This window comes from Eilatimonas milleporae, assembly GCF_003688555.1.
Lineage (GTDB): Bacteria > Pseudomonadota > Alphaproteobacteria > Sphingomonadales > Kordiimonadaceae > Eilatimonas > Eilatimonas milleporae.
Genome location: NZ_REFR01000010.1, coordinates 307986 through 334134 on the forward strand (window position 1 = coordinate 307986; position 26149 = coordinate 334134).

Below are 26149 nucleotides of genomic sequence, written 5' to 3' on the forward strand. Positions count from 1 at the left end.
CTTCGCACCCACAGGTCGGGAGCAGGGATAAAATGACACACGCGTTTGCGGACGGCGAACTGGTCACGGTTTACGTCACGGCGGAAAGCGAGGATGTGGCCACCCATATCGCCACATCCCTGGTGCGGGACGGGCTGATCGCCTGCGCCAATGTCAATACGGGAACGCGGTCCGTTTACAAATGGGACGGTCTTCTGCAGTTGGACAACGAGGTCACCGTCTTCATGAAGACAAGCCGGGCGAAAATGCCGGCGGTGATTGAGCGGATCGAGAAGATGCACTCCTATGAAACGCCGTGCATCACCGTATCGCCCATCATCGGCGGGTCGCAGCCTTATCTGGAATGGGTCGCCAAATCGGTCGAGGGCGATCCGGTGCCGCTGGATGACGGCTCCGACCCCATGTCGGAACTGGACTGAGACGCCGGAACTGGACTGGGGCGGAAGGCCGGCGCCTGTGCGCCGGCCCCCATATGTCTGTGTTCTGTCTTATGCGTCCGACACGTGGACGATCTGTTTGCCGAAATTCTTGCCTTTCAGCATGTCAATGAAGGCCTGCGGTGCATTGCCCAGACCCTCGGCCACGCTTTCGCGGTATTTCAGCTTGCCTTCCTTCAGCCACTGCGCGCCGATGCCGACCCATTCCTTGCACAGATCAGGATAGTTGAAGACGATAAAGCCCTGCATTTTCACGCTGCGGCCCACCAGAACCACCAGATTGCGCGGCCCCGGCGCCATTTCCTCAAGGGTGGCATTGTAATCGGTGATGAAGCCGCACAGCGCCACGCGTGCATTGAAATTCAGCACATTGATGGTGGCCTCAAGGATGGGACCGCCCACATTCTCGAAATAGACATCGACACCGTTCGGATTGGCCTCGCGGACAGCCTTGAACAGGTTGGGCGTGGTCTTGTAATTGATGGCCTCGTCAAAGCCCAGTTCGTCCTTGAGAAAGGCGACCTTGTCGTCCGAGCCTGCGCTGCCCGCCACATGGCAGTTCATGTTCTTGGCGATCTGGCCCACCACCTGGCCCACGGCGCCGGAGGCGGCGGAAACGAAGACATTTTCACCGTCTTTCAGTTCACCCACGCCCTTCAGGCCGACATAGGCCGTCATGCCTGGCATGCCCAGAATACCCAGATTGTAGGACAGCGGTGCAAGATCGGGGTCCACCGGCGTGAAACCACTGCCGTCGGTCACCATATAGTCCGCCCAGTCCCCCATGCCGGAAACATAGGTGCCTTCCGCGAACTTGCCGTTGTTGGAGGCTTCCACCTTCGCCACGATACCGCCCTGCAACGGTGCGCCGATCTGAAAGGGCGGGACATAGCTTTTCACATCATTCATCCGACCCCGCATGTACGGGTCCACCGACAGATACAGTGTTTTCAGCAGAATCTGCCCCTCGGCCGGGGCCGGTATGTCAGCATCAGTGCGCTCGAAATTGTCGGGCGTGACCCAGCCCGTCGGACGGCTTTTCAGCAAAATCTGTGTATTGGCCATAATGATAACTCCCTCGGATATGAACAGGTTTCGCGTCACCCTAGAGCGCAGGTTGAAAAAGGGAAAGCCGGTTTTGCCCGTATCGGGACAAATTATGGACCGGTCGGTTCAGGAAATGGACGTCCGGCTTTTCCGGGATGGCAGCTCATTGGCGGAGTTGCGCGATTTCCCGAGAAAGAGGAAAGGAAAATTTTGGGGTATTCAAATACCGCAAATTTAATCATATGATTTTAAAGGAATAAATCGATATGTCATGATCTAAATGGCTTGACAGTGGCGCTGTGTCCCTATAAATCCCGGCGCACGCTTTGACGGGGCAGTGCCGATGATCGTCCGGGATAGTTGCCTGGACATGTTCGGTCCCACCGTCACGGAATATAAGGACAAAGCACATGAAAACCTACTCCGCCAAACCGTCGGAGATCGAGAAGAAGTGGCTGCTGGTCGATGCCGAGGACATTGTTCTCGGACGTCTGGCCCAGGCGGTTGCCAATGTTCTCCGCGGCAAGCACAAGCCGACATACACCCCGCACATGGATTGCGGCGACAATGTCATCGTCATCAATGCTGAAAAAGTGAAGCTGACGGGCAACAAGCGCGATACCAAAATCTATTACCGGCACACCGGTTATCCCGGCGGTATCAAATCGCAGACCGCGGGTCAGATTCTTGACGGCCGTTACCCCGAACGGGTGATCGAGAAGGCGATCGAGCGCATGATCCCGCGCGGCCCCCTTGGCCGTCAGCAAATGCGCAATCTGAAAATTTACGCCGGGACCGAGCATCCCCATGGTGCCCAGTCGCCCGAGACATTCGATGTCGCGGCACTGAACCCGAAGAATAAGAGGTAAGGCTCATGGCCGAAGAAAAAGCCACGCTGCAGGATTTGAAAGATATCGCCGGCACGCCCGAAGCGGCAGCCGCCGTCCCGGCTGATGCCGACACCGTTGAGCGCCAGCCGGTCAAGGATGCGCTGGGTCGTTCTTACGCCACGGGCAAGCGAAAAGATGCGGTCGCCCGCGTCTGGGTCAAGCCGGGCAGCGGTCGCGTCACCGTCAATGGCCGCGATCAGGAAGTCTATTTCGCCCGCCCGACATTGCGTCTGATCGTCAATCAGCCGTTTCAGGTCACCGACCGCGTCAATCAGTATGACGTGACCGTCACGGTCAAGGGCGGTGGTCTGTCCGGTCAGGCCGGTGCCGTCAAGCACGGCATTTCAAAGGCCCTGCAAATGGCCGAACCGGACCTGCGCCCGGCCCTGAAGGCCGCCGGCTTCCTCACCCGTGACAGCCGTGTGGTGGAACGGAAGAAATACGGCCGCGCGAAGGCCCGCCGTTCCTTCCAGTTCTCCAAGCGCTAAAGCCGGTATCCGGACCGGTTCCGGTCACATACCGTGTTTCATGCGAAAGGCCGCCCCGCCATGGGGCGGCCTTTTCATGTGTACGCTGCCCTGTTTCCCTCCGTCGTCCTTTGTGCACTTGGTTCTGGGCCCGTCTCTTCTGGGTGCCCGTCATGGTTTGACTGATACGCCGTGTCTGTTACTCTCGCGCCGGGGATATCCGGGAGCATTTCAGCGATATCCGAGTGTATCAGTGGGGGAGACACGTAATGATCCGATCCTTGGCGCTACTTGGACTGGCGGCGGGCGTGCTTGCGGCCTGCGGTCAGCCGGCCCAGCAGGAAAAACAGACTGACGAAACCCGCGCCGGCGCAGACCGCCTGGACGCGGCGGAAACGGTGGTTTTGAAATATTCAGCCCAGGCGTTTTACGAAACGACCAGCTTTTCCGCATCGTCAGCCTGGGGCCATGCCTTTTCACCCGATGGGTCGTCCACCCTGATTTCCAGTGACGAAACCGGGGTGTTCAATGCCTATGCCGTCGATCTTGCCAGCGGTACGCGCAGTCAGTTGACAACGTCGACGACATCCGCCGCTTTCGGGGTGTCATACTTCCCGCGCGACGGGCGTATCCTCTACACTCAGGACGGGGGCGGCGATGAACTGAACCATGTCTATGTCCGCGAAGCCGACGGCAGCGTGCGCGATCTGACGCCGGGTGAAAAGGTCAAGGCCAGTTTTGCCGGCTGGACGGCCGACGGCGGTCATTTCTATCTGGCCACCAATGAGCGGGATGCGAAAGCCTTCGATCTCTACCGCTACGCGGCGGACGGATATGCCCGTGAAATGCTGTTCGAAAATACCGACGCCCTGCAAATTTCCGCCATAAGCCGGGACAGCCGCTGGCTGGCGCTCAAACGGCCGCGCACCAGTGCGGATTCCGATGTCCTTCTGGTGGATATGGCGGCTGACGGGGCGACGCCGCAGCTTATCACTGCCCATGAGGGCAATATCGCCTACGGTGTCTACGGGTTCACGCCGGATGGTGCCGCGCTGATCCTGTCCAGCAATGAACGCGGTGAGTGGAACGAGGCCTGGGCCTATGATCTGACCAGCGGTGAAAAAACACCGTATGTCAGTGCCGATTGGGACGTATCCTTCGTCGGCTTTTCAAGCACGGGGCGGTACCGCTATGTGGGTGTGAACGAGGATGCCCAGACCATCGTCACCATCACCGATCTTGAAACCGGGCGGGATATGACGATGCCGGACCTGCCGGCGGGCAATGTCCAGAATACCCGTTTTTCACCCGATGACGGCAGGCTAACCTTCATGCTCAACGGAGATACATCCCCCAGTGACCTGTATGTGATGGACCTGCCGGGGGATGCCGCGCGGCGCCTGACAACCGCCTTGAACCCGGCGATTGATCAGGACCATCTGGTCGAAGCCACCGTCGTTCGCTATGACAGTTTTGACGGCGTGAAAATCCCGTCCATCCTGTACAGGCCGAAAGGGGCCAGTGCCGGAAACAAGGTTCCGGCACTGGTGCTGGTGCATGGCGGCCCCGGCGGACAGACCCGGCGCGGCTATCGCGCAATGGTTCAGCATCTGGTCAATCATGGCTACGCGGTCCTGGGCGCCAACAACCGGGGTTCGTCCGGCTATGGCAAGACCTTCTACCATATGGATGACAAGCGCCACGGCGAGGAGGACCTGCAGGATATCGTCTGGGGCCGTCGCTATCTTGAAAGCCTGGACTGGGTGGACGGTGACAAGGTCGGCATCATCGGCGGCTCCTACGGCGGTTTCATGGTGGCGGCAGCCCTTGCCTTCGAACCGGATGCCTTCGATGTGGGCATCGATATTTTCGGTGTGACCAACTGGGTGCGTACATTGAAATCCATCCCGCCCTGGTGGGAAAGTTTCCGTGAATCGCTCTATGATGAAATGGGCGATCCGGCCACGGACGAGGAACGGCATCGCCGCATTTCGCCGCTGTTTCATGCCGAGAATATCACCAAGCCGCTGCTGGTGATCCAGGGGGCGAATGACCCCCGTGTGTTGAAGGTGGAAAGCGACGAAATCGTTGAAGCCGTCAGCGCCAACGGTGTGCCGGTGGAATACATCGTCTTTCCCGATGAAGGCCACGGTTTCCGCAGCAAGGCCAACAGGATCACGGCATCCGATGCCTATGTGCGGTTTCTCGATACCTATCTCAAAGGGGAAACGGTCCCTTGAGATTGGGCGGCCCCACAGTCGCCACCCCCGGAGGGCCCGTCAGGACGGGCGGTCCTCCGGGCGTGGCATGCGGTCTGATTTTTTCGGCTTCCTTCCGTCGGCCGGGTGGCCTGTATCCCATGGATATGATCTCTACAGTGGGAGCATGATATGAGGTTTTTGATTAAGATCGCTGCTTTATTAATTGTTTTTACGCCCATATTCGTCGCTTATCTTTTGCTGGATAGGCAACCATCCGTTCATTTCCATGAGCCTGTGCCAGGGGTCCGTACCGGTGGGCAGCCCAGCCGGGGTGACCTGTCCGACCTGAAGGCGGAAGGTGTCACCGCCGTTATCAGCCTGCGCACCGCCGAGGAGACGGTCGGCTATGACGAGGCCGCCGCTGCGGCGGACCTGGATATGGCGTATGTATCGATCCCCATGTGGGCACCTGAGGAGCTGACGCTCGAAGCGGCCCTGAAACTGGATGAAATCGTCGGTGCGGTGGACGGGGATGTCCTGCTGCATTGCGCCGCCGGGAACCGGGCCGGGGCGTTGCTGGCTCTCAGGGCCTACCATACTGGCGGGGCAAGCCCGGATGAGGCCCTGAAACTGGGCAGGGCGGCCGGGCTTGATCACTGGGCGGATGTCGTGAAAACCCATATGGAGACAACGCCGCCTTACACCGCACCGGCATCATCCGTTTCCGGACGGTAAAGCGGACAGTAAACCCGCCTTCATTGATGGGAAAGCAGCGATCACATTTCCGCCATCGGACCGTTGCGCGGGGGGCTAGCTCTTGTCTGGATATTTCCACGCGTTAGGGTCGGCTGCGTCTGTACTGTGTCCGGACTTTGATCGGGGGGAGGGAATATCATGATGCGTAAACTTGTTTCTGCCGGGGTATTGTCATTGTCGTGCTTGGCGGCTGCCGGTACCGGGTCGGCGCAGGATCATATCAACGCGCCTGAGGAAGTGCGCCGTATCCATGGTTTCGTGGCCGGTGTCTCTGCGGACCGGTTGCGCGGTGATGTGGAAAAACTGGTCTCTTTCGGAACGCGCCATACCCTCTCGGATACCAGGTCGGATACCCGTGGGATCGGTGCCGCCCGTCGCTGGATCGAGGCGGAAATGCGCCGTATCGCCGGGACCTGCACGGCCGAGGTGGATGTCTATACCGTCTCTGACACGGTGACCGGCCGCCGTATTCCGGACCCGGTCGAAGTGGTCAATGTCATCGCCGTCCAGCGCGGTATCCTTGACCCGTCCCGTGTCGTGATGATGTCGGGGGATATCGACAGCCGTGTCAGCGATGTGATGAACGCCGTGGATGACAGTCCCGGCGCCAATGACAATGCAACCGGCATGGCCGGTACGATTGAGGCACTGCGTGTGCTGTGCGGTACGAAATTTCCCGGCACCATCGTCTATGCCGGCCTGTCGGGCGAGGAACAGGGTCTCTATGGCGGTCAGATTCTCGCCGCCCATGCGAAAGAGCAGGGCTGGCGCATCATGGGGGTTCTGAACAATGACATGATCGGCAATATCGCCGGTATCAACGGGGTGATCGACAACACCACGGCCCGTGTCTTTTCCGAGGGCACCCGCGCGGTGGAGAGCGAACGCGAAGCGCGCATGCGCCGGTTCATGGGCGGTGAAGTGGACAGCCCCAGCCGCAATCTCGCCCGCCTGGTGGACCGTGTTGCCGACAGATACATCCCCAATCTGGATGTGATGATGATCTACCGGCTGGATCGTTTCGGCCGTGGCGGCCACCACCGGCCTTTTAATGAGGCCGGTTGGCCCGGTGTCCGTATCATGGAAACCAACGAGCATTACGACCGTCAGCATCAGGACCTGCGGGTGGAAGACGGCCGGGCCTACGGCGACACCATGGACGGGGTGGATTTCCCCTACACCGCCAAACTGACGGCGTTGAATGTAGCCACATTGGCGCAAATGGCCGGCAGCCCTCCCTTTCCCGTCAATGTCGCCTTGAAGGGTGCCGTCAGACCGTCGACGACGATTTCCTGGGATATGCCCTGGGAAACCCGGCAAATGGCCAATTTGCGGGGATTTCGCATCTATTGGCGGCTGACCACCGATGCCCAGTGGCGCTGGAGCCGCTATGTCACCAAAGAGGTACGCTCCTTCACGCTGGAGAATGTCGTGATCGACAATTATTTCTTCGGTGTCGCCGCCGTGGCCAATGACGGGCTGGAAACACCGGTTGTCTTCCCTGGCCCCATGGGCGCCTTTGACAGCGGCCCGGCCGGGGATGATCCCGGCACCGATGATTGATTGGCGGTATCCCAAAGGCGGTTTGCGCCTGTGCCTGCTCGCAAAGGCTTGATCGGGTGTGACAGCGGCTTGACGTGACAGGGCCGGGCCACACCTGTAATCAGGCAGGCATGTTGAAAGCTGAAATCAAGGTATCGATCATGATGCGTCATGTGGCCGGCCGCCTGGCCGTATTTGTAGCGAGCGTTCTGTTGCCGGGCGTCCTGGTTCTGATGGCAGGGGCCATCCGTCCCGCCGTGGCGGCCGCCCCGGTAACGGTCAGCGACAGCCACAGCAGTCTTTCCGTCGTCGCCGAGGTGACGTCCTACCGCCCGGGCGAGCCTTTCTGGCTGGCCCTGACCTTTACGCCGCGTGATCACTGGCACACCTACTGGCGCAATCCGGGGGACAGCGGTATGGCCCCGGATCTGACATGGCAGGCGTCAGGTGCTGTTTTCGATCCGGCGCTTTACCCGGTGCCGGCGCTGCTTCCGGTCGGACCGCTGATGAATTACGGCTATGAGGGGCCGGCCACCCAGCTTGTTCGTGTCATGCCCGATGCAAACACCCGTGGGGTGCTGGATATCACCCTCAACGCCGAATGGCTGGTGTGCGAGATTGAATGCGTTCCCCAGGGCGGTGGCGTCAGCCTGTCTGTTGCGCCCGACGCGCGCGGGGGGGGCGATGCGACGGATACAGCGCATTCGGACCTGTTTTCAGCCGCCCGCGCCGCCCTGCCGGAGCCGAGTTACTGGGATGCCGAATTGTCCCTGTCCGGCGAAAGCGCATCGCTGACGGTGTTTATGACCCGCGATGAAACGGCCCGTGTGACCGGGGCTTATTTCTTTCCCGGCGAAGAGGGCACGGCCGATTATGCGGCACCGCAGGTCCTGACACGCGGGCCTGATGGCCTGACGCTTGGCCTGACGCGTTTTGACGGTGGTCTTACGCCGGAACGGGGTGACGGCCTTCTGCTGCTGACCTTCGCCGACGGCATGACACAGGGCTTTTCCATTGAGCGGTCACTGTCCGCCTCCTCTGCGCCGCCGTCCGGTTCCGATGCGTCGGCCATAGCCGACCGGTCCCCTGCGGCCGCGCCCGTCCTGCCCTTGTGGCAGGCGGCGCTGTTCGCGCTTCTGGGGGGTGTTATCCTCAATCTGATGCCGTGCGTTTTTCCCATATTGTCTCTTAAGGCGTTCTCCCTGATTGCATCCGGCGACCAGTCGCCGACGGCTCGCCGGGTGGAGGGTTGGGCCTATACGGGTGGTATTATGGCCAGTTTCGGCATTCTGGTTGCCGTTCTGGTGATCTTGCGCGCCGGCGGCGCGGGTATCGGCTGGGGGTTTCAATTGCAGGACCCGGTTTTTGTCGCGGTGATGGTCATCGTTATGGTTCTGGTAGGGTTGTCGCTGTCGGGCCTTTTTCATTTCCGGACCGGTTTTGAGGGGACGGGGCAGGGGCTCGCCGCACAGGGCGGGCCGCGCGGGGCCTTCTTTACCGGGGTTTTGGCCACGCTGGTGGCGACCCCTTGTACGGCACCCCTGATGGCACCCGCCATCGGGTTTGCCCTAACCCAGTCTCTGCCGGCCATTGTTTTGGTCTTCGCCATGCTGGCTTTCGGCCTGGCCCTGCCTTTCCTGATCCTCAGTCATGTGCCGGCCGTCGCACGTCTGATGCCGAAACCGGGACCGTGGATGGAAACGCTGAAACAGGCGCTGGCTTTTCCCATGTATTTGACGGCGGTGTGGTTGATGTATGTCTTCAACACCCTGGCCGGCGGGGCTGCGTTGATCTTCCTTCTGGGCGCGTTGGTGGTGCTCGCTTTTGCAATATGGCTGTGGCAGCAGGGCCGGGGCCCTGTACTGCGCACTTTGGCGGCGGCTGTCGGGTTGTTTGCCGTCGGGTCCGTTTTATGGCAGCCGGAACCCGGCACGGGAGAACCCGCCGGTGACTATATGCAGGGCGATGTCTTCAGCCTGGCCCGTTTGTCCGACCTGCGGGGCGAGGGTGAGCCGGTCTTCGCCTATTTCACGGCGGACTGGTGCATCACCTGCAAGGTCAATGAAAGGGTTGCCCTTTATCGCGCCGAGACGGAAACCCTGTTCCGTGCGCAGGGTGTGCGGGTCCTCAAGGGCGACTTCACCAGCCGCGACAAGGCGATTGCGGATATTCTCGCGTCTTATGGCCGGGCGGGTGTGCCGCTCTATCTTTATTTTCCGTCCGGGGCAAGCGAGGCCGTCATTCTGCCGGAAATTTTAACGCCCGGCATTTTGCAGGACACCATTATCAGCGCGAACGGGCGAGGGTGATCCGGTTCGGGCGTCGTATGAACACGGTACGTGCAGGAAAGGGATAGGGAAGATGACGCATCTCAAACGTATTATGACAGGACTGGCCGCATGTCTTACAGCGGCCTTCATGGTGGCCGCACCGGTCACGCCGGCGCAGTCCGCACCGCAAATCGGTGCGCCGGCTCCGGATTTTACCGTCATGGATACCGCCGGCAATGCCGTCAGTCTGTCCAGCTTTCGCGGCAAGCCCGTCATTCTGGAATGGACCAATCATGACTGCCCCTATGTCCGCAAGCATTACGGCAGCGGCAATATGCAGTCCATACAGAGGGACCTGACCGAAGACGGGGCCGTATGGTTGACCATCATTTCCTCGGCGCCGGGTCTGCAGGGCCATGTAACCCCCGAAGAAGCCGACAGGCTGACGGCCAGTCGGGGCGCCTATGCCAGTCACGTCCTGCTGGATGAGGATGGAACCGTCGGCCGGCTTTACCGGGCACGGACCACACCGCACATGTTCCTGATCGATGCCGACGGTCTCGTGCAATATATGGGGGCCATTGACGATCGGTCCTCGCCCAACCCCGACAGTCTGAAGGACGCCACCAATTATGTACGTGCCGCCTGGTCCGCTTATAGGGCCGGTGATCCTATTGGCGAAACGGTGACGCGTCCTTATGGATGTTCGGTCAAATATGCTGACTAGGCATTGACGGCGGGTGTAAATTCTCCGCTACATATCAGGCGGTAAAAAGTGGAACGGCCGCTTTTTACCGCCTGTTTTCGCCCTACGCGCCAATGGGTTTTTGCAGAATGCTTAATTCAAATTTAAGTATATTGATCAAAATTAGGGCCCATCTATGATAAAGCGGCAGTGAGCAATCCTGCACCCAGTGCTCCTGTCAAATCGGGTAATCCGCTATGTTTCTGATCATCGGCCTTGTTGTGGTCTTCATTATGGTTTTTGGCGGCTTCATGCTCTCGGGCGGGAAGTTCGGCATCATTTTGAAAGCCCTGCCGTTCGAATTGATGATCATCTTCGGCGGTGCCGCCGGCGCATTCATCAGCGCCAATTCCGGCAGTGTGATCGGTGGTGCCCTCAGGGGCGTGATGACGGTGATGAAAGGCCCCGTCTGGAAGGCGGAAGACTACAAGGACCTTTTGTGCCTGATGTATCTCCTGACAAAAACGATCCGCACCAAAGGGGTCGTTGCCATTGAAAGCCATATCGAAAACCCTGAAGAATCAAAGATATTCCAGCAGTTCCCCCGTATTTCCGAAGATCACCACGTGGTTGAGTTCATCTGCGACTATATCCGTATGATGACGATGAATTTCGAAGATCCCATGCAAATGGAAGATGCCATGAACAAGGATCTCGACAAACACCACAAGGAACTGCACGAACCCCAGCATTCGCTTCAGACAATGGCCGACGGCCTGCCGGCAATTGGCATCGTCGCGGCCGTCCTGGGGATTGTGAAAACCATGGGCGCTATTTCAGAACCGGTCGAGGTTCTCGGCGGCATGGTGGGCGGCGCCCTGGTCGGCACCTTTCTCGGGATTTTCCTGTCCTATCTGATGGTCGGTCCCATTGCCGGTCGCCTCAATCAGATTCTGGAACAGGACGGCCGCTTTATGGAGATCATCAAGCTGGTGCTGGTGTCCCACCTTCAGGGCAATGCACCGCAGATTTCCGTTGAAATCGGCCGCCGCAACGTCCCAAGCGATCTGATGCCGACCTTTATCGAAGTTGAAGAGGCCATCGCCGAACTGCCGACGGACGTCTGACCGCTTATCAACCCTGACGAAAAACCATCTTCCCTTTCTCATCACCGCATGTCTTTTGTCTGTGCGGTGTGACGCTTCCCCTTGACCCCGGCGGTCCTTCGGCGGTACCGCAGAGAGACGCCGGCAACGGCATGGGATACACGCAGTTTTGGGGAAGGGCGATGAGCGATACGGTACGCGTCGGTATTCTGGGGGCCAGTGGATATACTGGCGGAGATCTGATCCGCCTTTTGGCGGGCCATCCAAAGGTGGAAATCGCCCTGTTGACAGCCGAGCGTCACGCGGGTGCCTCCGTCGACAGTGTCTGGCCGCATCTGCGCGGCGCCGGCGAATTGCCTGCCCTGATCGCGCTGGAAGATGTGGAATGGCCGGCCGTCGAGCTGGATGTGATTTTTTGCGCACTGCCCCATGCCACCAGCCAGGATGTGATCAAGGGGTTGCTGCACGCCACAGGGCACAGCCTGCTTGAGGAAATGATCGCGGAAAGCCCTGGCGATCTGGCTGAAAGTTTCCGAGGGGAGGCACGTATCATCGATCTTTCCGCCGATTTCCGCCTGCGGGATGTGGAAACCTATGAACGCTGGTACGGACAGGCGCATCAGGCACCCGACCTTCAGGCAAAAGCGGTTTACGGTCTGCCGGAACTGTACGGCGCCGATATCCGCGATGCCCGGCTGGTGGCCTGTCCGGGATGTTACCCGACTGCGGCCCTGCTGGCATTGGTGCCGCTGATCCGGGCTGGTCTGGTCGAGACGGACGATATCATCATCGATGCCAAATCCGGTGTGACCGGTGCCGGGCGCGGCCTGAAACAGCAGATGCTGTTTTCCGAAGTGTCCGAAGCCCTGCATCCTTACGGTGTCGGCCATCACAGGCACATGCCCGAAATCGATCAGGAATTGAGTGTCGCGGCGGGCAAGCCGGTGACCGTCAGTTTCACCCCGCATCTCGTACCGATTAACCGGGGCGAGCTGGAAACGATTTATGTCCGTCTGCGCCGGGATGCCCGTGCCGCGGACCTGCGCATGGCATGGGAAAATGCGTATGGTGACGCGCCTTTCGTCTCCGTTCTGGACGACGATGCCGTTCCGGCCACCCGCATGGTACGGGGGTCGAACCAATGCATTCTCGGCGCTGTGGATGACCGGATTGACGGCCGCGCGATCGTGATCGCGGCGATTGACAATCTGGTCAAGGGATCGTCGGGCCAGGCGGTTCAGGTGATGAATCTGATGCTGGGTTTTGAGGAAACCGACGGTCTGACCCAGTTGCCGCTGTTTCCCTGACGGTGCTTGAAGCCATGTCGGAAACCATATCCGAACAGAGATCCGGCGTTGCCGTGCCCCTGTTTCGTGACACCGATCTTGGTGGCAGGCTCAGCCCGTTCAAGGGCGTCTGGCCACGCGTGGCGGATGATGCCTTCGTCTTTCACGGAGCACAGCTCGTCGGCGATGTGGATGTGGGGGCGGGCGCCAGTGTCTGGCACAATTGTGTCGTGCGCGGGGATGTCAATTATGTCCGGATCGGTGCGCGCAGCAATATACAGGACGGCACGGTTATCCATGTTTCCACCAATACCTTCCCAACGGTCATCGGCCGCGATGTTCTGGTGGCGCATGGTGTGCTTCTTCATGGTTGCACCCTTGAGGATTATGCTTTTGTCGGCATGGGAAGCATTGTCATGGACGATTGCGTCGTTGAAGGGGATGCGATGCTGGCTGCCGGCGCCATGCTGACGCCGGGCAGGCGTATCAGGGCGGGTGAATTGTGGGCGGGCAGGCCGGCGAAATTCCTGCGGCCGCTCAGGGACGAGGAAGTCGCCAAGAATCGCTCAATGGCCGAACATTATCGCCGGCTGGCATGTCAGCATCGCCTGGACGCCAGCGGCGGAACTGCCGTTGATCCATATCCCTGATGTCAAAATTCCGTGCGGCCTGTCACAAGACTGTCGCGTATCCTGCCTTGCCCCGGCACCGGCATATGCTCTAGCATGCGCGCCGCGGGCCGCACCTTGCCATTTCGGGTGCCGGCCTTATGTCTTTGACACTGTCTTGAAGATTGGGGGCAGGGGGCGTTTGCAGGGCATGCATTTGCATGGTCCTGTCTGCGTGTTTGCCCGTTTCTTCACTGCCATACCGGACACGTAATAGAGAGAGGTTTCCCCATGAGCTTTGAACTGCCTGCTTTGCCTTACGCGCAAGACGCGCTGGAGCCCCATATTTCAGCCAATACGCTGAGCTTTCACCACGGCAAGCACCACAACACCTATGTGGTCAATCTGAACAAGCTTGTGGAAGGGACCGAGTATGACGGCAAATCCCTTGAGGATATTATGAAGGCGACAGCCGGTCAGGCCGATAAAGCCGGTATTTTCAACAATGCCGCCCAGGTCTGGAACCATACTTTCTATTGGCATTCCATGAGCCCGAACGGCGGCGGCAGTCCGTCCGGCGATCTGGCCGCCAAGATTGACGAGGATTTCGGCGGCTATGACGCCTTTGCCGATGCCTTTAAGGCCGCCGGTGCGACCCAGTTCGGTTCCGGCTGGGCATGGCTGGTCCTCGACGGCGGCAAGCTCGCGGTTGTGAAAACACCGAATGCCGAGTGCCCGCTGACCGACGGTGCCGTGCCGCTTATCACCATGGATGTCTGGGAGCACGCTTATTATCTGGATTATCAGAATGCGCGTCCGGCCTATATGGAGACCTTCCTGGACAAGCTGGTAAACTGGGAGTTCGCGGCCCGCAATCTGGCGGCCGCGGCCTGACGGCCAGCTTTTGGTGCCCCCCAGCTTTTGGTGCCCCCCAGCTTTTGGTGTGCCCCATGACGGGCACCGTGCCCCGTCGTCCGGCGGTGTGAAACACGCGGCCGGATGCGAGTTTACGCGTTAAAATCATACGAAAGGGCCGCCCGGTGCGGCCCTTTGCCATATTTAAGTGATCTTTTCAGTTTCAGGGCAGGCGGATATGAACGATACGGCGGATGATATTCAAGGGGGCGATGCCGATTATTGTTTCCAGATGGTCCGCAAGGATGACCCGGACCGGTACCTGACGGCTCTGTTCGCGCCTGCCGCGCACCGGTCCGCGCTGTTTGCACTCTATGCCTTCAACCAAGAGGTCGCGAAAACCCGCGACAGTGTCAGTGAACCGACCCTCGGCGAAATTCGTCTGCAATGGTGGCGCGAGGCACTGGACGGGATCAGGGCAGGGCACCCCCGCGCCCATCCGGTGGTGCAACAGCTTGGTTTTGTTGCGAACGATGAAACGATTTTTGGTCTGCTGGGGGCCCTGATCGATGCCCGCAGTCTGGATCTGTATGATGAAGGGCCTGCTGATTTTCAGGCCTTGTACGACTATGTCGCCGCCGTTGGCGGCGGCCTGTCAGAGACGGCCCTGCGTCTGTTGTTGGGCCAGGCCACGGACCCGAGCGCCCTGACGGACGATGCGGTGATGTGTACGCGGGCCGCCGGTGAGGCTTTCGCCATGATGGGATTGTTGCGGGCCAGTGCCTTCCACATTGCCAGTGGACGCAGTTTTCTGCCCCGGCAGGAGCTGGGCGGGGCCGGTGTCTCCGCCGACAGGATTTCCGAGGATGAAAAAGACGCCCTGATGCCTGTTTTCAGTGATATGCAATCTTATGTGAAAGATCGGCTGGATACTGTCAGGCGCGGTCTGCGCACCGTACCGGCGGCAGGCCGCGCCGCTGTTTTACCCGCCTGTTTTGCCCGTTTTTATCTGAAACGTTTGCAGCGCCTGTCGGGTGACCCCTTTCGACTGGCGGAGCAGGCACCGGCCCCCTTGTGGCCGATGATCTCCCTATTCCGGACAGCCTGGACCGGGCGCTTGTAGGCGATGGGCGTAAGATGTCAGGCAACTGACGGGGGTTGCGGCGAGAGAAAAAAGCCCGCCATCTTGTAAGATGCAGGCTATTAAAACAATGATTGGTATCATCCGTGCGTCCTGCCGAAAATCAAACGGCGAGTCTGTTCAGTCAGGCACGAATGTCAACCTGTTCGCCAACCCCTGGCGCGGTTGCGGATGCTTCCGGTTCACTCCGCTCGACGACGGAGTCAGCAGCCTCACGGCGTTCCGCTTCAACCGATTCAGGAGAGCCGGCACGCCCGCTGGACAAGGCAACATCCGTGCTGTTTGTGGCAGCGGTTGTCTGAATATCCATATGTTTCACTCCAACGACGTGCGTTTACCCATGACACACGCCTACTCAGCACTTTCAATATAGGGCATTCTGTCCGAAATTGCGAGGGAAAACCCTAAATTATCCCGGAATGCCATGACAGACACGGCCTTTTTACCTGTATTGTCCCGCCCTTTTGCTGTGTTTTGCATGGGTCTTTTGGTGCTTGCCGGATGTGCCGGTGGCCCGGAAGTGCGGGTCAATACGGATGTGGGGCCCGTTTCGGCGGCAGCCCGTAATCGTCTTGCGCAGAAGGACCCCGATGGCCTCACCACACTGGCGGCCGCCTTTGAACGCAGCGGGCAGGCGAAAGAAGCCCGTATTCTGTACGCCCAGGCTCTCGCGGCCCATCCGGGCCTCGTGTCCGCAGAGTTGGGACTGGTCCGTCTTGATATGGATGAAGGCAGGCGCCGGCAGGCTGTCAGCCGCTTGGAGGCTATGATGGAACAGCGGCCCGCTCTTGCCGCTCCACGTCGGCTGCGTGCGCTTGTGGCCGCAAAAGAAGGCTCTTTTCCCCAGGCGCGCGGCTGGCTGGCCCCCTTGTTCCGGCAGGGCGTCCGGGATAGGGAAAGCTTGCAGCTCCAGGCGCGGATTTTCGCTGCCGAGGGCCGGTGGGCGGATGCTCTTAAGCTGCTTGCGCCACTCTGTCATGATCCCGATACATCGCCGGCAGCATGCACCGACATGGCCCTGATCGAGGCATTGCAGGGACAGTATCGCGTGGCCTTGAAAACGGTTCAGTCCAATCTGGACCGTCGCGTTCCGGAAGGCGGCCTGCACCGCACGCTTGCCCGCATTTATGCTCTGTCGGGGCAGGTGGAAGAGGCCCGGCGCATCGCACGTCTGGGATACTCCGGTGAAACCGGTAAAGGGTCTTCCCAGACCCTTTTGTTCGAACTTGCGACACTTGGACGCTTGCAAGGACCGGAACGGGCGGCCTATCTGTTTTTCGGTGTGTTGCCCCATGGGACTGCCAAGCCGTCTCTTGATGCCGGACCGACAACCCCTTAAAGGAAACACGGGATCGGACGCGGCGGTTTCGCCGGCCGTATCGGAACGGGACAGTGCCGTGCCGGCGCCCGGAAAGTGTTGAGAGGAAAACAGCCATGAAACGCTGTGACACCATGACCGACGTACGGGCAGCGATCGATGCCGTGGACCGTGACATCGTCCCCCTGCTGCTGGAACGCCTGCGCTATATCGAGCGCGCGGGCGTCATCAAGCAAAACCGCGATACCGTCCATGACGATGCACGTATCGAGGATGTGGTGTCGAAAGTCCGTGCCTGCGCGCGCGAACATGGCGGCAGTGCCGACTATGTCGAAGATATTTACCGGTACCTGATCGGATGGAGCATCGATCACGAATTCACCGTCTGGGACAGGGTTCACGACCGCGATGAACAGCCGGACGGTCAGTCCTGATTGCTTTATCGGGCACAGAGGGTGCACAGCGAAACGGACGGGTCAAGATCCAGCCGTTTAAGCGCGATATCCTCGCCGCAGGCCTCGCAATATCCGAAGTCTCCCCCGTCAAGCCGTGCAAAGGCTTTGTCGATCCGCACCAAAGCGGCACGCCGGCGGGCTGCGACCGCCTGATTCATGGCCTGTCCCTGCATAGCATCCATGCGTGACAGGCGCCCAATTCGGCTTTGATCCAGTTCAACGGCATCACGTCCATCGCGGGATACGGCATCTGTCTCCAGCAATGCGGCCTGTGCCTGCTCAAGCCTGTTGCGCCAGTAGGGAAGGTCGTCCCGTTCACGAAGGCCGGGATGCTGTTTTTCGGAGTCTGACGTATCGTCCATGCTGCATAGAGTAACGAACGGGACAGTTCGTCGTCCAGGCCATGCCGCATTTTCCGTTCTGTCTTCGTTGATCCTGGGTATGATGGCCTGGATATGGCGGCCCGGACATGCTGACGAAAGTGATATATCCGACAAGGCTTTACTCACCCGAAGAGCGGGGTATAGTTCCATATCGGAATCATCGGGGGGTGAGGGCTATCCAAAAAACGGACTGTTATTCGGCGTGACGCCCGGTTTCTATCGGCGTGGCGCACCGGCGGTATAACGCAATTTTTAAGTGATGCTTGCCATGATTATTTTAAGTGGATTTACTCTATAATCCATAAACTTAATTATAGATATTAAACTCTTTGATCCATAGTTTGCAGGCCGGGGGGCTTTGGATGATGTGTGCCGGCCCGCGGATGCGGAGCCGGGACCGGACCGGAACAAGGTGTATGCCCGGTCTGCCCGGACGGCATGCGGGCTTTACGATATATCAGAGACAACGAAACGTCGGGAGGGAGATTAAGGATGTTGAAATCGCGCAAAATGTGTTTAGCCGTCATGGCGGCGGCTTGTGCCGCCGCCATGATGGTTCCCACGGGGTCTGAAGCGGTGGCGGACCCGCTGCCGGAAGCTCTGTTGCAGGGACTGAAATACCGCAATATCGGGCCGTTTCGCGGTGGGCGGGCAACGGCCGTGGCGGGTGTTCCGTCCGTCACCGATACTTATTATCTGGGCACCGTCGGCGGGGTCTGGAAAACCACGGACGCCGGTACAAGCTGGAAGCCGATTTCCGACGATGATATGAAAACCGCCAGTGTCGGCGCCATTGCCGTGGCGCCGAGCGACCCCAATGTGGTCGTGGTCGGCATGGGGGAAAGCCCGTATCGCGGTGTGGCCTCCTCTCACGGGGACGGCGTATATATTTCGACGGATGCGGGCAGAACCTTTACCCATGCCGGGCTTGAAGACACGCGTCAGATTTCCACCGTCATCATCCACCCCGAAAATCCCGATATCATCTATGTCGCAGCCCAGGGCAGTTCATGGGCGCCGACGGAAGACCGCGGTGTTTACAAGAGCACGGACGGCGGCAAAAGCTGGCGCCGCACGCTGTTTGAAAGCACGGCGGCCGGCGCGGTGGATCTGACCATCGATACGCGAAACCCCCGTATTCTTTATGCGTCGCTGTGGGATCATCAGCGCCAACCCTGGGAAATCCGCTCGGGCGGGCCGGCCAGCGGTCTCTGGAAGTCGACCGATGGCGGCGAAAACTGGACCCGCCTGTCCAAGGGGCTGCCCAAGCTTATGGGCAAAATCGGTGTGGCCGCTTCGCCTGCCAGGGCCGGTCGGGTCTGGGCCATTGTCGAGGCCGAGGAAGACCCCGGACTTTACCGGTCCGATGATTTTGGCGAGACATGGAAAAAACTGAACGACGAGCGCAAGCTCTATGCCCGGTCCTGGTATTACATGCATATCTTTGCCGACCCGCAGGATGGCGACACGGTGTATGTGCAGAATTCGGCTTTCTACAAGTCGATCGACGGGGGCAGGACCTTCCCTGTCCGTATCACCGGCACGCACGGCGATTTTCATGATTTCTGGATCAACCCGCATAATCCGGCCGTGGTCGGCGTTGCCAATGATGGCGGCGGCGCCGTTTCCTTCAACGGCGGCAAGACATGGTCCACCCAGATGAACCAGGCGACAGCCCAGTTTTACCGGGTGAATGCCGACAATGATTTTTTCTACCGTGTTTATGGCGGCCAGCAGGACAACAGCACGGTTGCCCTGCGGTCCCATGGACCCGACGGTGGCATCGGGCTGGAGGACTTTCATTCCGTTGGCGGCTGTGAAAGCGCGCACGTCTCTTTCGATCCCGACAATCCGGTAACGGTCTATGCCGGCTGCTATCTGGGTCAGATTTCCCGTTGGGAAAAGGCGACGGGCACGTCGCGCAATGTCATGGTCTACCCTGAAATCGCTTTTGGCATTCCCGCGGTAGACCGCAAATACCGCTTCAACTGGAATGCACCCATTCATGTATCCCGGCACGATGCGTCCGTGGTTTATCATGCGGGCAATCATGTTTTCCGGTCGGCCAACGGCGGCGAAAACTGGGATGTGATCAGTCCGGACCTGACGAAAAACGACCCCGAAACGCTTGGTCCCGGCGGACGGCCTATTACGAATGAAGTGTCGGAAAACTATGGCACCATCTTTGCGCTGGCGGAAAGTCCGCGTGATGCCGGGCTTCTCTGGGCGGGCAGTGACGACGGCCTTGTGCATGTCACCCGCGACGGCGGTGGGTCCTGGCAGAATGTCACCCCGCGCCGCGCCGGCGACGGCCTTGTCAACAGTATCGAAATTTCCCCGCATGATGATGCACGGGTGTATGTGGCGTTTGCCCGGTACAAATATAACGACCATACGCCGTTGATTTTCCGGACCGATAATGGCGGCGGCCGTTGGCGCAATATCGCTGCGGGTCTGCCCGAGGGGGCGTTCGTCCGCGTGGTGCGGGAAGACCCGGTGCGTGAAGGGCTGCTTTATGCGGGGACCGAACTCGGCATGTTCGTATCCTTTAATGACGGGGCTGATTGGCAGCCGCTGCGCAACAATCTGCCCGTTGTGCCGGTGACCGATATCAAGGTGCATGGCAAGGATCTGGTGCTGTCGACACAGGGTCGTGCCTTCTGGGTGCTGGACGACGTCACGCCGCTCAGAACCCTCTCGGGCGACACGGCGGACACCGTGACCCTGTTTGCACCGCAACCGGCCTACAATGTGCGCTACGAGGGACGCGGCAACAGCAAACAGGCGAAAAATCCGCCGCGTGGGGCCGTGCTTTATTACACCCTGCCGGAAAATCGCGATGCCGAGGCGGCAGTCACGCTGGATATTCTGGACGCGGACGGCGCCACCGTCCGCAGTTTCAAGGCGCTGGATGCCGGGAAAAAGCCGAAACCCGGCACCCGTTACAAAGTGCCGGCGGAAAGCGGTCTCAACCGCGCTGTCTGGGACCTGAAGGCCGATCCGCGCCCCGGCATCAAGGGGGTGTGGTCCTTTGCCTGGGGCAATCGCGACAAAATGGAGGGGCCAACCGTGTTGCCCGGCACCTACACCGCCCGCCTCAGTGTCGGGGAAACGGTGGTCGAGCAGCCCTTCGAGGTCCGTTTTGATCCACGCTTTGATGTGGCCGGCAATGCCTGGGAAGCCAAGGCGACCATGATGGCGGAGGTCGACGCCATGTTTGTCGAACTCACCAGATCGCTCATAGCCGTGCGCGATGCCCGCACGCAGGTCAAGGGCCGTTTGAAAAGGTTGGAGGACGGCCCCCTGAAGGAGGCTGGCGAGGCGCTGGTCAAGGTGCTGGATGACTGGCAGGACAGTGTTGTCAGCAAGGACCGCACCTTTTTCCAGGATGTGTTGAACTATCCTGACCGACTGGTCAGTCATCTCGCCATGCTTTACGGCGATATGGACGGCATGATCCCGCCGTTCACTCAAGGGGTGCGGGACCGCTTCGACGATCTGAAGGGTGAATGGATACAGGCCAAAGCCGCGCGCGACAACATTCTGTCAGGCGATCTGGCCGCGTTCAATCGCCGCTACCGCGAAGACGGTCTGGATGCCGTTATCCTGAAAGACATCAACAATGACTGACAGACATCAATCGAAAGGACAGGCCACAATGTATATGACGGCAAAAACGGCCCTGAAGCCCGTCTTCGCGGCCATGGCCCTTGCCATGGGCGGACTGGTGGCGACTGCCGGCCTGTCGGTGCAGGTGCAGGCGGATATGGACGCCGATCTGATGGCGGGCCTGAAGGCCCGCAGCATCGGCCCCGCGACCATGAGCGGCCGCATCGCCAGCGTCGATGCCCTGGTTGACGACCCCGACACGATTTTTGTCGGGGCCGCCACGGGCGGCGCGTGGAAATCGATGGATGGCGGTGTCACCTTCCAGCCGATTTTCGATGATCAGCCGGTGGCGTCCGTCGGGGCGATCCGGGTGAATCAGCAAAACCCCGATATCGTCTGGATCGGCACGGGCGAGGGCAATCCCCGCAATTCTACCTCCATCGGTGGCGGTGTGTTCAAATCGCTGGACGGTGGCAAAAGCTGGGCACGCATGGGGCTTGAAACTTCCGAGCGTATTCACCGCATCGTCCTGCATCCGACGGATCCGGATACCGTCTGGGTTGGCGCCATGGGCCGTTTGTGGAGCGCGGGCGGCGAGCGCGGTGTCTATAAAACCACCGATGGCGGCCGGACATGGCGACAGGTTCTGGGCGGTAATGACCGTACCGGTGTTGCCGATCTGGTGATCGACCCGTCCAACCCCAACAAACTCGTTGCCGCCCTGTGGGAATTCCAGCGCCGGCCCTACACCTTCAAGTCCGGCGGTGAGGGCAGCGGCCTGTTCCTGTCCGTTGACGGCGGCGATACCTGGAAACGCCTGACGGCCGCCGACGGCCTGCCGGAGGGTGATCTGGGTCGGATCGGTGTCGGGTTCGCGGCCAGCGAACCGAACATTCTCTATGCCGTGGTCGAGGCGGAAAAAAGCGCCCTGATCAAATCCGTCGATGGCGGCCATAGCTGGACGACGATCAACAAAAGCCACGACGTCAACCCGCGCCCCTTTTACTATGCAGACATTCGTGTCGACCCTGGCAATCCCTTGCGCATCTATCAGCTCAGTTCACTGGCGCGGATTTCCGAGGACGGCGGCAAAAGCTTCCGCAACTGGATCACCTATGCCGATCTGCATCCCGACCACCATGCGTTATGGATCAACCCCAATAATCCCAAACATATGATCAACGGCAATGACGGCGGCATCGGCATCAGCTGGAATGCAGGCAAGACATGGCGCTATGCTTTCAACCTGCCGCTGGCCCAGTTTTATCATGTGTGGGTGGATGACGCGCAGCCCTACAATGTCTATGGCGGCCTGCAGGACAACGGCAGCTGGCAGGGACCCAGCGAGGTCTGGGAAAATGGCGGCATCCGCAATCATCACTGGCAGGAAGTGGCCTTCGGTGACGGCTTTGACACGCGGCCTCTGCCCGGGGACACCACGCGCGGTTATGCCATGAGCCAGGAGGGCTTCGTCGTCCGCTGGGATATGAATACCGGCGGGCGGACCGTGATCCGCCCGGCAGCCCCGGATGCCGATACCGAGCTGCGCTTCAACTGGAATGCCGCGATCGCCCAGGATCCGTTCGATGACAAAACCATCTACTTCGGCAGCCAGTTCGTCCACAAGTCCACCAATATGGGCGATGACTGGACCATTATTTCGGCGGACCTGACCACCAACAATCCTGACCATCAGAAATATGACGAAGTGGGCGGCATCACACCCGATGTAACCGGGGCTGAAAACTTCAACAGCATTGTCGCCATTGTGCCCAGCCCCTTGCAGAAAGACCTGCTGTGGGTCGGCACCGACGATGGCCGTGTGCATCTGACCCGTGACGGCGGGGCCACATGGGAGGACATCGGCCGTCGCCGGGCACGCGGCGTGCCTGAGGGCAGCTGGGTTCCCCATATCGAGCCGTCGCCCCATGATCCGTCCGTTGCCTTTGTGGTGTTCGACAATCACCGACGCGGCGATATGTCACCCTATGCCTTCCGGGTGGAAAATTACGGTCGTCGCTGGGTACGCATCGCCGACGGCGATGCCGTGTCCGGCTATGCCCTGTCCATCAAGCAGGACCCGGTGGATGCCAATCTGCTGTTCCTCGGTACCGAGTTCGGCTTGTGGGTATCGACCAATGCCGGTGGCGACTGGTTCAAGTGGACGGCCGGTATTCCGACGGCATCCGTCATGGATCTGGCCATTCAGGAACGGGAAACCGATCTTGTGGTCGCAACCCATGGCCGCGCGGCCTATGTGATTGACGATTACGCTGCCCTGCGCGGGCTGACCGAAACGGCGTTTGAAGACCGGCTCAGCCTTCTGGATACAACGCCCGGCATCCAGTATATCGTCAAACAGACTGGCGGCGAACGCTTCCCCGGCGCCGGCGAGTTTCGCGGTGAGAACCCGGCGCGCGGCGCCTGGATCACCGTGATGGCCTCGGGCGATGACCTGCCGCACCCGGATGATGAGGCCGAGCGGGCGCGCAAAAATATGCGTGCCGCAAACACCCGTGGCGGTGACAATGGTGGTGCGAAGGAACCGCCGAAAGCCAAACTTGTCATCACGGACGCCGATGGTGCCGTCATTCAGGAACGGGACGTCACCCTGCAACAGGGGATCAACCGGCTTGCCTGGAACATGAACCATGATCGCCTGCTCAAACTGGCGGACGCCAAGGGCGAGGCTCCGTGGGGTCCGCCGGTCCTGCCGGGCGATTACGGCTTTACCCTGACACTGGGCGACGACAGTGTCGAGGGGACCCTGACGGTCCAGGCGGACCCGCGCATCCGGACCGACATGGCCGCTCTGGAAACTCGGTTAACCGCACAGAAGCAGACAGTTGCTCTGCGTGAGAGCCTGGTCAAGGCGGTCAATCGTATCCTGCAGGCTTACGGCGATTTGAAGGTGCTGTCGGATCTGGCCGGCGACGCGGCCGGCAGGGCGGAGGACGACGAGGCGAAAAAGCCCTACACAGACTTTGCCAAGAAAATCGGCGAGGTCAGGGACAGCCTCAAAACTCTGGAAAAGAAACTGCGCACACCGCCGAAAACCGTCGGCATTATCCGCGACACCAGTGTGGAAACCGCCGTCGGTCTCGCCGGATGGTTCACTGGCATGGCCCAGGGGGCACCCAATGCCGCCAATATGGCTTATGTGGAGCACGCGCGGGTGAAACTGTCCCGTATCCTGCCGGAGGTAAACGCGGCCTTCACCGATACGGTTTTGCCCCTGAGGCAGGAGGCCGCCGACCTCGGTCTTGGCTTGCTCAGCGACACTGGCGCTGTCGAGATGCCTCAGAACTGACGAGGCAGGTCTGGTCAGAACAATGATCAAAGGGGCGGGTTCCACCCGCCCCTTTTCTTAAAATTTAAAGGCCCTCGGAAAAACAAACCCGCTTTTCAATCCTGTTATTTATTCTTCATTTTTTCCAGGACCATTTCGATAAACCTTTCCTTGCCAAAGCTGACACACTGCCACGTCATCATCGAGTAGACCTCTTCGGCACTTTTCGCCTTTCCTGCAAGTAATAGATTTATTGCATCCTTGAAAGCGTTTCCAATGACAGCCCCGCTGTTCGTGTTTAAACTGTCCTCCCAGACTTCCATGGCCTCCGGAGGCAAAACCTTTGGCAGGTTTGTAAGAGTATCTTTGGCGAATTCCTTCGAATCTCCATGCATAATAACCAACAGCTCTTTCATGGTCAGTGACAGTATAAAATTTGCTGATTCTTTTCCGATGCTGCCATAGCCTTGGCAGTAGGTGTCCTGGGCCGTCGCATTCGGGCCGATGGTCAGGCCGGTGGCCAGGATGGATGCAGCGAGGAGACGGGATACGGACATATGACGGGACCTCTTCTGTTGAAAATGACCGGGTGGGCGGCGCCTCAAAATACCGGCTGTTGAGGCTTATTCCAATGACCGGGAGCCGGGTTGGCACTCAGTCGACTGAGTTCACGCGCTATACCCGTTTGTTAAGTCCGGACAGTACGCACAGCCGCTGATTTACGGCCGGCTGTTCTGCTGTTCCGTGATCTGCTTTTCAATTTCGCGGCGGGCGGTGCGCATATCCTCCAGCAATTTGGCGGACCCGACCGTATTGCACTGTTGTATCATCACCGTGCGCAACTGGTCCGCCGACGTGGCCCGGCCCTGCATCAGCAGGCCCATGGCCGCGTCGCCGCCGAACTGGCCGAACAGTCCGCCGGCGTCCGGGCCGGCCTGACGCAGGGCATCGGCATAGGGACCCGCCAGCACCTGCTGCATGTTGGCGGAGAAAATCTCCATCTGCTGGGGCGAGGCCCCCGACGCCATGTTGACGATCTGTTGCAGGCTCATCGGCAGCATGAAATCCGCCACGGCGAAACCGATGGCGCCGTATGCCTCGCACAGCATGTCTGCCTGACCGGTGTCGGACGCTGGCAGGGCAGGGGGTCTGGCAAAGATGGCCATAAGGCCAAGGACAAGGCCGAAGGCGGCCGTCGGGCGCGGTGTCCGGTTGCGGGATGCTGTCATGTCTCTGCTCCGGTAAGGGGGTGTTTTATGGCACTATCCTGCCACGATGCGCCTTGCCGCCGGATGAATGTCTGCTTCATCATGTCCGGGCCCCACAGGGTGTCGGGCGTTTCATGGGTCAGACGGAAACCGGCGCTTTCATAAAGGCGCCGTGCCGCTTTCAGACCGGGGAAGGTATAAAGGCGGCAGTCATGGCCCTTTTCATCGCAGAAGGCCGCTGCGGCTGCAACCATCCGGCGGCCCAGTCCGGTTCCCCGGCATCGTTCCCCCATGATGAACCATCTGAGAAACGCGGTCTCCGGCCTGTCCGGTGTCGGGTCTTCGGGTCCCCGGCGGTCGATAAACAGGCTGCCGTGCGGGGCGCCGTCTCTGTCCCGCACCAGCCAGGCCCCATCCTGTCCGGGGGTGAAGCGGCGGGCAAAATCATCCAGGCCGCGCCGGACACTTTTCTCAAAAACACGGCCAAGCCCCCATAACGGGCCATAATAAGCCATGTGCAGGGCGACAATGGGGGCCACATCGCCGGGGTGGAAATCATCGGCGATGTGGAAGGTTCTGTCTGTGGGCGTCATGGC

Annotated in this window: 23 protein-coding genes; 17 read left to right on the forward strand and 6 right to left on the reverse strand. The window is 59.9% G+C overall.

Going from position 1 to position 26149, the window contains the following annotated elements; genetic code table 11:
* Positions 1-32 precede the first annotated feature (32 nt).
* Positions 33-419, forward strand: coding sequence for a divalent-cation tolerance protein CutA (cutA, locus tag BXY39_RS06210; protein ID WP_121937981.1), 387 nt, complete (start codon positions 33-35; stop codon positions 417-419).
* 69 nt (positions 420-488) lie between these two features.
* Here the strand turns inward: cutA and BXY39_RS06215 are convergent, their stop codons facing one another.
* Positions 489-1502 carry an NADP-dependent oxidoreductase gene (locus BXY39_RS06215; protein ID WP_121937982.1) on the reverse strand — a complete coding sequence of 338 codons (1014 nt, stop codon included), beginning with the start codon at positions 1500-1502 and terminating at the stop codon, positions 489-491.
* Positions 1503-1894: 392 nt separating this feature from the next.
* Here BXY39_RS06215 and rplM point away from each other — a divergent pair, with 392 nt between their 5' ends.
* The 12 genes from rplM to BXY39_RS06280 all read left to right on the forward strand — a co-directional run bounded on the left by rplM (position 1895) and on the right by BXY39_RS06280 (position 15273).
* Positions 1895-2353: a 50S ribosomal protein L13 gene (gene rplM / locus BXY39_RS06225; protein ID WP_121937984.1), complete on the forward strand. Its 459-nt coding sequence runs from the start codon at positions 1895-1897 to the stop codon at positions 2351-2353.
* A gap of 5 nt (positions 2354-2358) precedes the next feature.
* Complete coding sequence (gene rpsI, locus BXY39_RS06230) at positions 2359-2862, forward strand: 30S ribosomal protein S9 (RefSeq protein WP_121937985.1); 504 nt, start codon at positions 2359-2361, stop codon at positions 2860-2862.
* 248 nt (positions 2863-3110) lie between these two features.
* Positions 3111-5081 carry a S9 family peptidase gene (locus BXY39_RS06235; RefSeq protein WP_121937986.1) on the forward strand — a complete coding sequence of 657 codons (1971 nt, stop codon included), beginning with the start codon at positions 3111-3113 and terminating at the stop codon, positions 5079-5081.
* 150 nt (positions 5082-5231) lie between these two features.
* Positions 5232-5777, forward strand: coding sequence for a protein tyrosine phosphatase family protein (locus tag BXY39_RS06240; protein WP_121937987.1), 546 nt, complete (start codon positions 5232-5234; stop codon positions 5775-5777).
* 162 nt (positions 5778-5939) lie between these two features.
* Positions 5940-7361, forward strand: a complete 1422-nt coding sequence (locus BXY39_RS06245) for a M28 family metallopeptidase (protein ID WP_121938382.1) — start codon at positions 5940-5942, stop codon at positions 7359-7361.
* A gap of 110 nt (positions 7362-7471) precedes the next feature.
* On the forward strand, positions 7472-9649 hold the full coding sequence (locus BXY39_RS06250) for a protein-disulfide reductase DsbD family protein (RefSeq protein WP_121937988.1): 2178 nt from the start codon (positions 7472-7474) through the stop codon (positions 9647-9649).
* A gap of 52 nt (positions 9650-9701) precedes the next feature.
* Positions 9702-10337 carry a thioredoxin family protein gene (locus BXY39_RS06255; protein WP_121937989.1) on the forward strand — a complete coding sequence of 212 codons (636 nt, stop codon included), beginning with the start codon at positions 9702-9704 and terminating at the stop codon, positions 10335-10337.
* A gap of 215 nt (positions 10338-10552) precedes the next feature.
* On the forward strand, positions 10553-11422 hold the full coding sequence (gene motA, locus BXY39_RS06260) for a flagellar motor stator protein MotA (protein ID WP_121937990.1): 870 nt from the start codon (positions 10553-10555) through the stop codon (positions 11420-11422).
* A 161-nt stretch (positions 11423-11583) separates the two neighbouring features.
* Positions 11584-12708, forward strand: coding sequence for an N-acetyl-gamma-glutamyl-phosphate reductase (gene argC / locus BXY39_RS06265; RefSeq protein ID WP_121937991.1), 1125 nt, complete (start codon positions 11584-11586; stop codon positions 12706-12708).
* A gap of 14 nt (positions 12709-12722) precedes the next feature.
* On the forward strand, positions 12723-13337 hold the full coding sequence (locus BXY39_RS06270) for a gamma carbonic anhydrase family protein (protein ID WP_121937992.1): 615 nt from the start codon (positions 12723-12725) through the stop codon (positions 13335-13337).
* Positions 13338-13586: 249 nt separating this feature from the next.
* Complete coding sequence (locus BXY39_RS06275) at positions 13587-14189, forward strand: superoxide dismutase (protein WP_121937993.1); 603 nt, start codon at positions 13587-13589, stop codon at positions 14187-14189.
* 199 nt (positions 14190-14388) lie between these two features.
* Positions 14389-15273 carry a phytoene/squalene synthase family protein gene (locus BXY39_RS06280; protein WP_121937994.1) on the forward strand — a complete coding sequence of 295 codons (885 nt, stop codon included), beginning with the start codon at positions 14389-14391 and terminating at the stop codon, positions 15271-15273.
* Positions 15274-15415: 142 nt separating this feature from the next.
* Here the strand turns inward: BXY39_RS06280 and BXY39_RS06285 are convergent, their stop codons facing one another.
* Positions 15416-15601 carry a hypothetical protein gene (locus BXY39_RS06285; RefSeq protein ID WP_121937995.1) on the reverse strand — a complete coding sequence of 62 codons (186 nt, stop codon included), beginning with the start codon at positions 15599-15601 and terminating at the stop codon, positions 15416-15418.
* A gap of 180 nt (positions 15602-15781) precedes the next feature.
* On the opposite strand from BXY39_RS06285, the gene BXY39_RS06290 reads away from it, so the two are divergent.
* Both BXY39_RS06290 and BXY39_RS06295 read left to right on the forward strand, forming a co-directional pair.
* On the forward strand, positions 15782-16630 hold the full coding sequence (locus BXY39_RS06290; RefSeq protein ID WP_147453489.1) for a tetratricopeptide repeat protein: 849 nt from the start codon (positions 15782-15784) through the stop codon (positions 16628-16630).
* A 95-nt stretch (positions 16631-16725) separates the two neighbouring features.
* Positions 16726-17043, forward strand: a complete 318-nt coding sequence (locus BXY39_RS06295) for a chorismate mutase (protein ID WP_245998984.1) — start codon at positions 16726-16728, stop codon at positions 17041-17043.
* 5 nt (positions 17044-17048) lie between these two features.
* Here BXY39_RS06295 and BXY39_RS06300 read toward each other — a convergent pair whose 3' ends face one another.
* Entirely contained in the window at positions 17049-17426 is a 378-nt protein-coding gene (locus BXY39_RS06300; RefSeq protein WP_121937997.1) for a TraR/DksA family transcriptional regulator, read from the reverse strand.
* Positions 17427-17939: 513 nt separating this feature from the next.
* Here BXY39_RS06300 and BXY39_RS06305 point away from each other — a divergent pair.
* Complete coding sequence (locus BXY39_RS06305; RefSeq protein ID WP_211332115.1) at positions 17940-21077, forward strand: WD40/YVTN/BNR-like repeat-containing protein; 3138 nt, start codon at positions 17940-17942, stop codon at positions 21075-21077.
* Between the two features lie 34 nt (positions 21078-21111).
* The gene (locus tag BXY39_RS06310; protein WP_170163666.1) at positions 21112-24366 is read left to right on the forward strand and encodes a VPS10 domain-containing protein; all 3255 of its coding nucleotides are present in this window, start codon (positions 21112-21114) and stop codon (positions 24364-24366) included.
* Positions 24367-24470: 104 nt separating this feature from the next.
* On the opposite strand, the gene BXY39_RS06315 is transcribed toward BXY39_RS06310, so the two are convergent.
* The 3 genes from BXY39_RS06315 to BXY39_RS06325 form a co-directional block, all read right to left on the reverse strand.
* Positions 24471-24902 carry a hypothetical protein gene (locus BXY39_RS06315; RefSeq protein ID WP_121938000.1) on the reverse strand — a complete coding sequence of 144 codons (432 nt, stop codon included), beginning with the start codon at positions 24900-24902 and terminating at the stop codon, positions 24471-24473.
* Positions 24903-25064: 162 nt separating this feature from the next.
* On the reverse strand, positions 25065-25574 hold the full coding sequence (locus BXY39_RS06320) for a hypothetical protein (RefSeq protein WP_121938001.1): 510 nt from the start codon (positions 25572-25574) through the stop codon (positions 25065-25067).
* Positions 25571-26146 carry a GNAT family N-acetyltransferase gene (locus BXY39_RS06325; RefSeq protein WP_121938002.1) on the reverse strand — a complete coding sequence of 192 codons (576 nt, stop codon included), beginning with the start codon at positions 26144-26146 and terminating at the stop codon, positions 25571-25573. The genes BXY39_RS06320 and BXY39_RS06325 overlap by 4 nt, the downstream gene beginning before the upstream one ends.
* Between the last annotated feature and the right edge of the window lie 3 nt (positions 26147-26149).

Bases quoted from the DNA above. Each gene is read 5' to 3' on its own strand.
- BXY39_RS06245 (WP_121938382.1), top strand. From the start codon at position 5,940: ATGCGTAAACTTGTTTCTGCCGGGGTATTGTCATTGTCGTGCTTGGCG.
- BXY39_RS06300 (WP_121937997.1), bottom strand. From the start codon at position 17,426: ATGGACGATACGTCAGACTCCGAAAAACAGCATCCCGGCCTTCGTGAA.
- BXY39_RS06235 (WP_121937986.1), top strand. From the start codon at position 3,111: ATGATCCGATCCTTGGCGCTACTTGGACTGGCGGCGGGCGTGCTTGCG.
- BXY39_RS06255 (WP_121937989.1), top strand. From the start codon at position 9,702: ATGACGCATCTCAAACGTATTATGACAGGACTGGCCGCATGTCTTACA.
- BXY39_RS06285 (WP_121937995.1), bottom strand. From the start codon at position 15,601: ATGGATATTCAGACAACCGCTGCCACAAACAGCACGGATGTTGCCTTG.
- BXY39_RS06280 (WP_121937994.1), top strand. From the start codon at position 14,389: ATGAACGATACGGCGGATGATATTCAAGGGGGCGATGCCGATTATTGT.
- BXY39_RS06320 (WP_121938001.1), bottom strand. From the start codon at position 25,574: ATGACAGCATCCCGCAACCGGACACCGCGCCCGACGGCCGCCTTCGGC.
- BXY39_RS06250 (WP_121937988.1), top strand. From the start codon at position 7,472: ATGTTGAAAGCTGAAATCAAGGTATCGATCATGATGCGTCATGTGGCC.
- BXY39_RS06295 (WP_245998984.1), top strand. From the start codon at position 16,726: ATGAAACGCTGTGACACCATGACCGACGTACGGGCAGCGATCGATGCC.
- BXY39_RS06270 (WP_121937992.1), top strand. From the start codon at position 12,723: ATGTCGGAAACCATATCCGAACAGAGATCCGGCGTTGCCGTGCCCCTG.
- BXY39_RS06275 (WP_121937993.1), top strand. From the start codon at position 13,587: ATGAGCTTTGAACTGCCTGCTTTGCCTTACGCGCAAGACGCGCTGGAG.
- BXY39_RS06215 (WP_121937982.1), bottom strand. From the start codon at position 1,502: ATGGCCAATACACAGATTTTGCTGAAAAGCCGTCCGACGGGCTGGGTC.
- rpsI (WP_121937985.1), top strand. From the start codon at position 2,359: ATGGCCGAAGAAAAAGCCACGCTGCAGGATTTGAAAGATATCGCCGGC.
- BXY39_RS06325 (WP_121938002.1), bottom strand. From the start codon at position 26,146: ATGACGCCCACAGACAGAACCTTCCACATCGCCGATGATTTCCACCCC.
- BXY39_RS06315 (WP_121938000.1), bottom strand. From the start codon at position 24,902: ATGTCCGTATCCCGTCTCCTCGCTGCATCCATCCTGGCCACCGGCCTG.
- cutA (WP_121937981.1), top strand. From the start codon at position 33: ATGACACACGCGTTTGCGGACGGCGAACTGGTCACGGTTTACGTCACG.
- BXY39_RS06305 (WP_211332115.1), top strand. From the start codon at position 17,940: ATGTTGAAATCGCGCAAAATGTGTTTAGCCGTCATGGCGGCGGCTTGT.
- argC (WP_121937991.1), top strand. From the start codon at position 11,584: ATGAGCGATACGGTACGCGTCGGTATTCTGGGGGCCAGTGGATATACT.
- motA (WP_121937990.1), top strand. From the start codon at position 10,553: ATGTTTCTGATCATCGGCCTTGTTGTGGTCTTCATTATGGTTTTTGGC.
- BXY39_RS06310 (WP_170163666.1), top strand. From the start codon at position 21,112: ATGACGGCAAAAACGGCCCTGAAGCCCGTCTTCGCGGCCATGGCCCTT.
- BXY39_RS06240 (WP_121937987.1), top strand. From the start codon at position 5,232: ATGAGGTTTTTGATTAAGATCGCTGCTTTATTAATTGTTTTTACGCCC.
- rplM (WP_121937984.1), top strand. From the start codon at position 1,895: ATGAAAACCTACTCCGCCAAACCGTCGGAGATCGAGAAGAAGTGGCTG.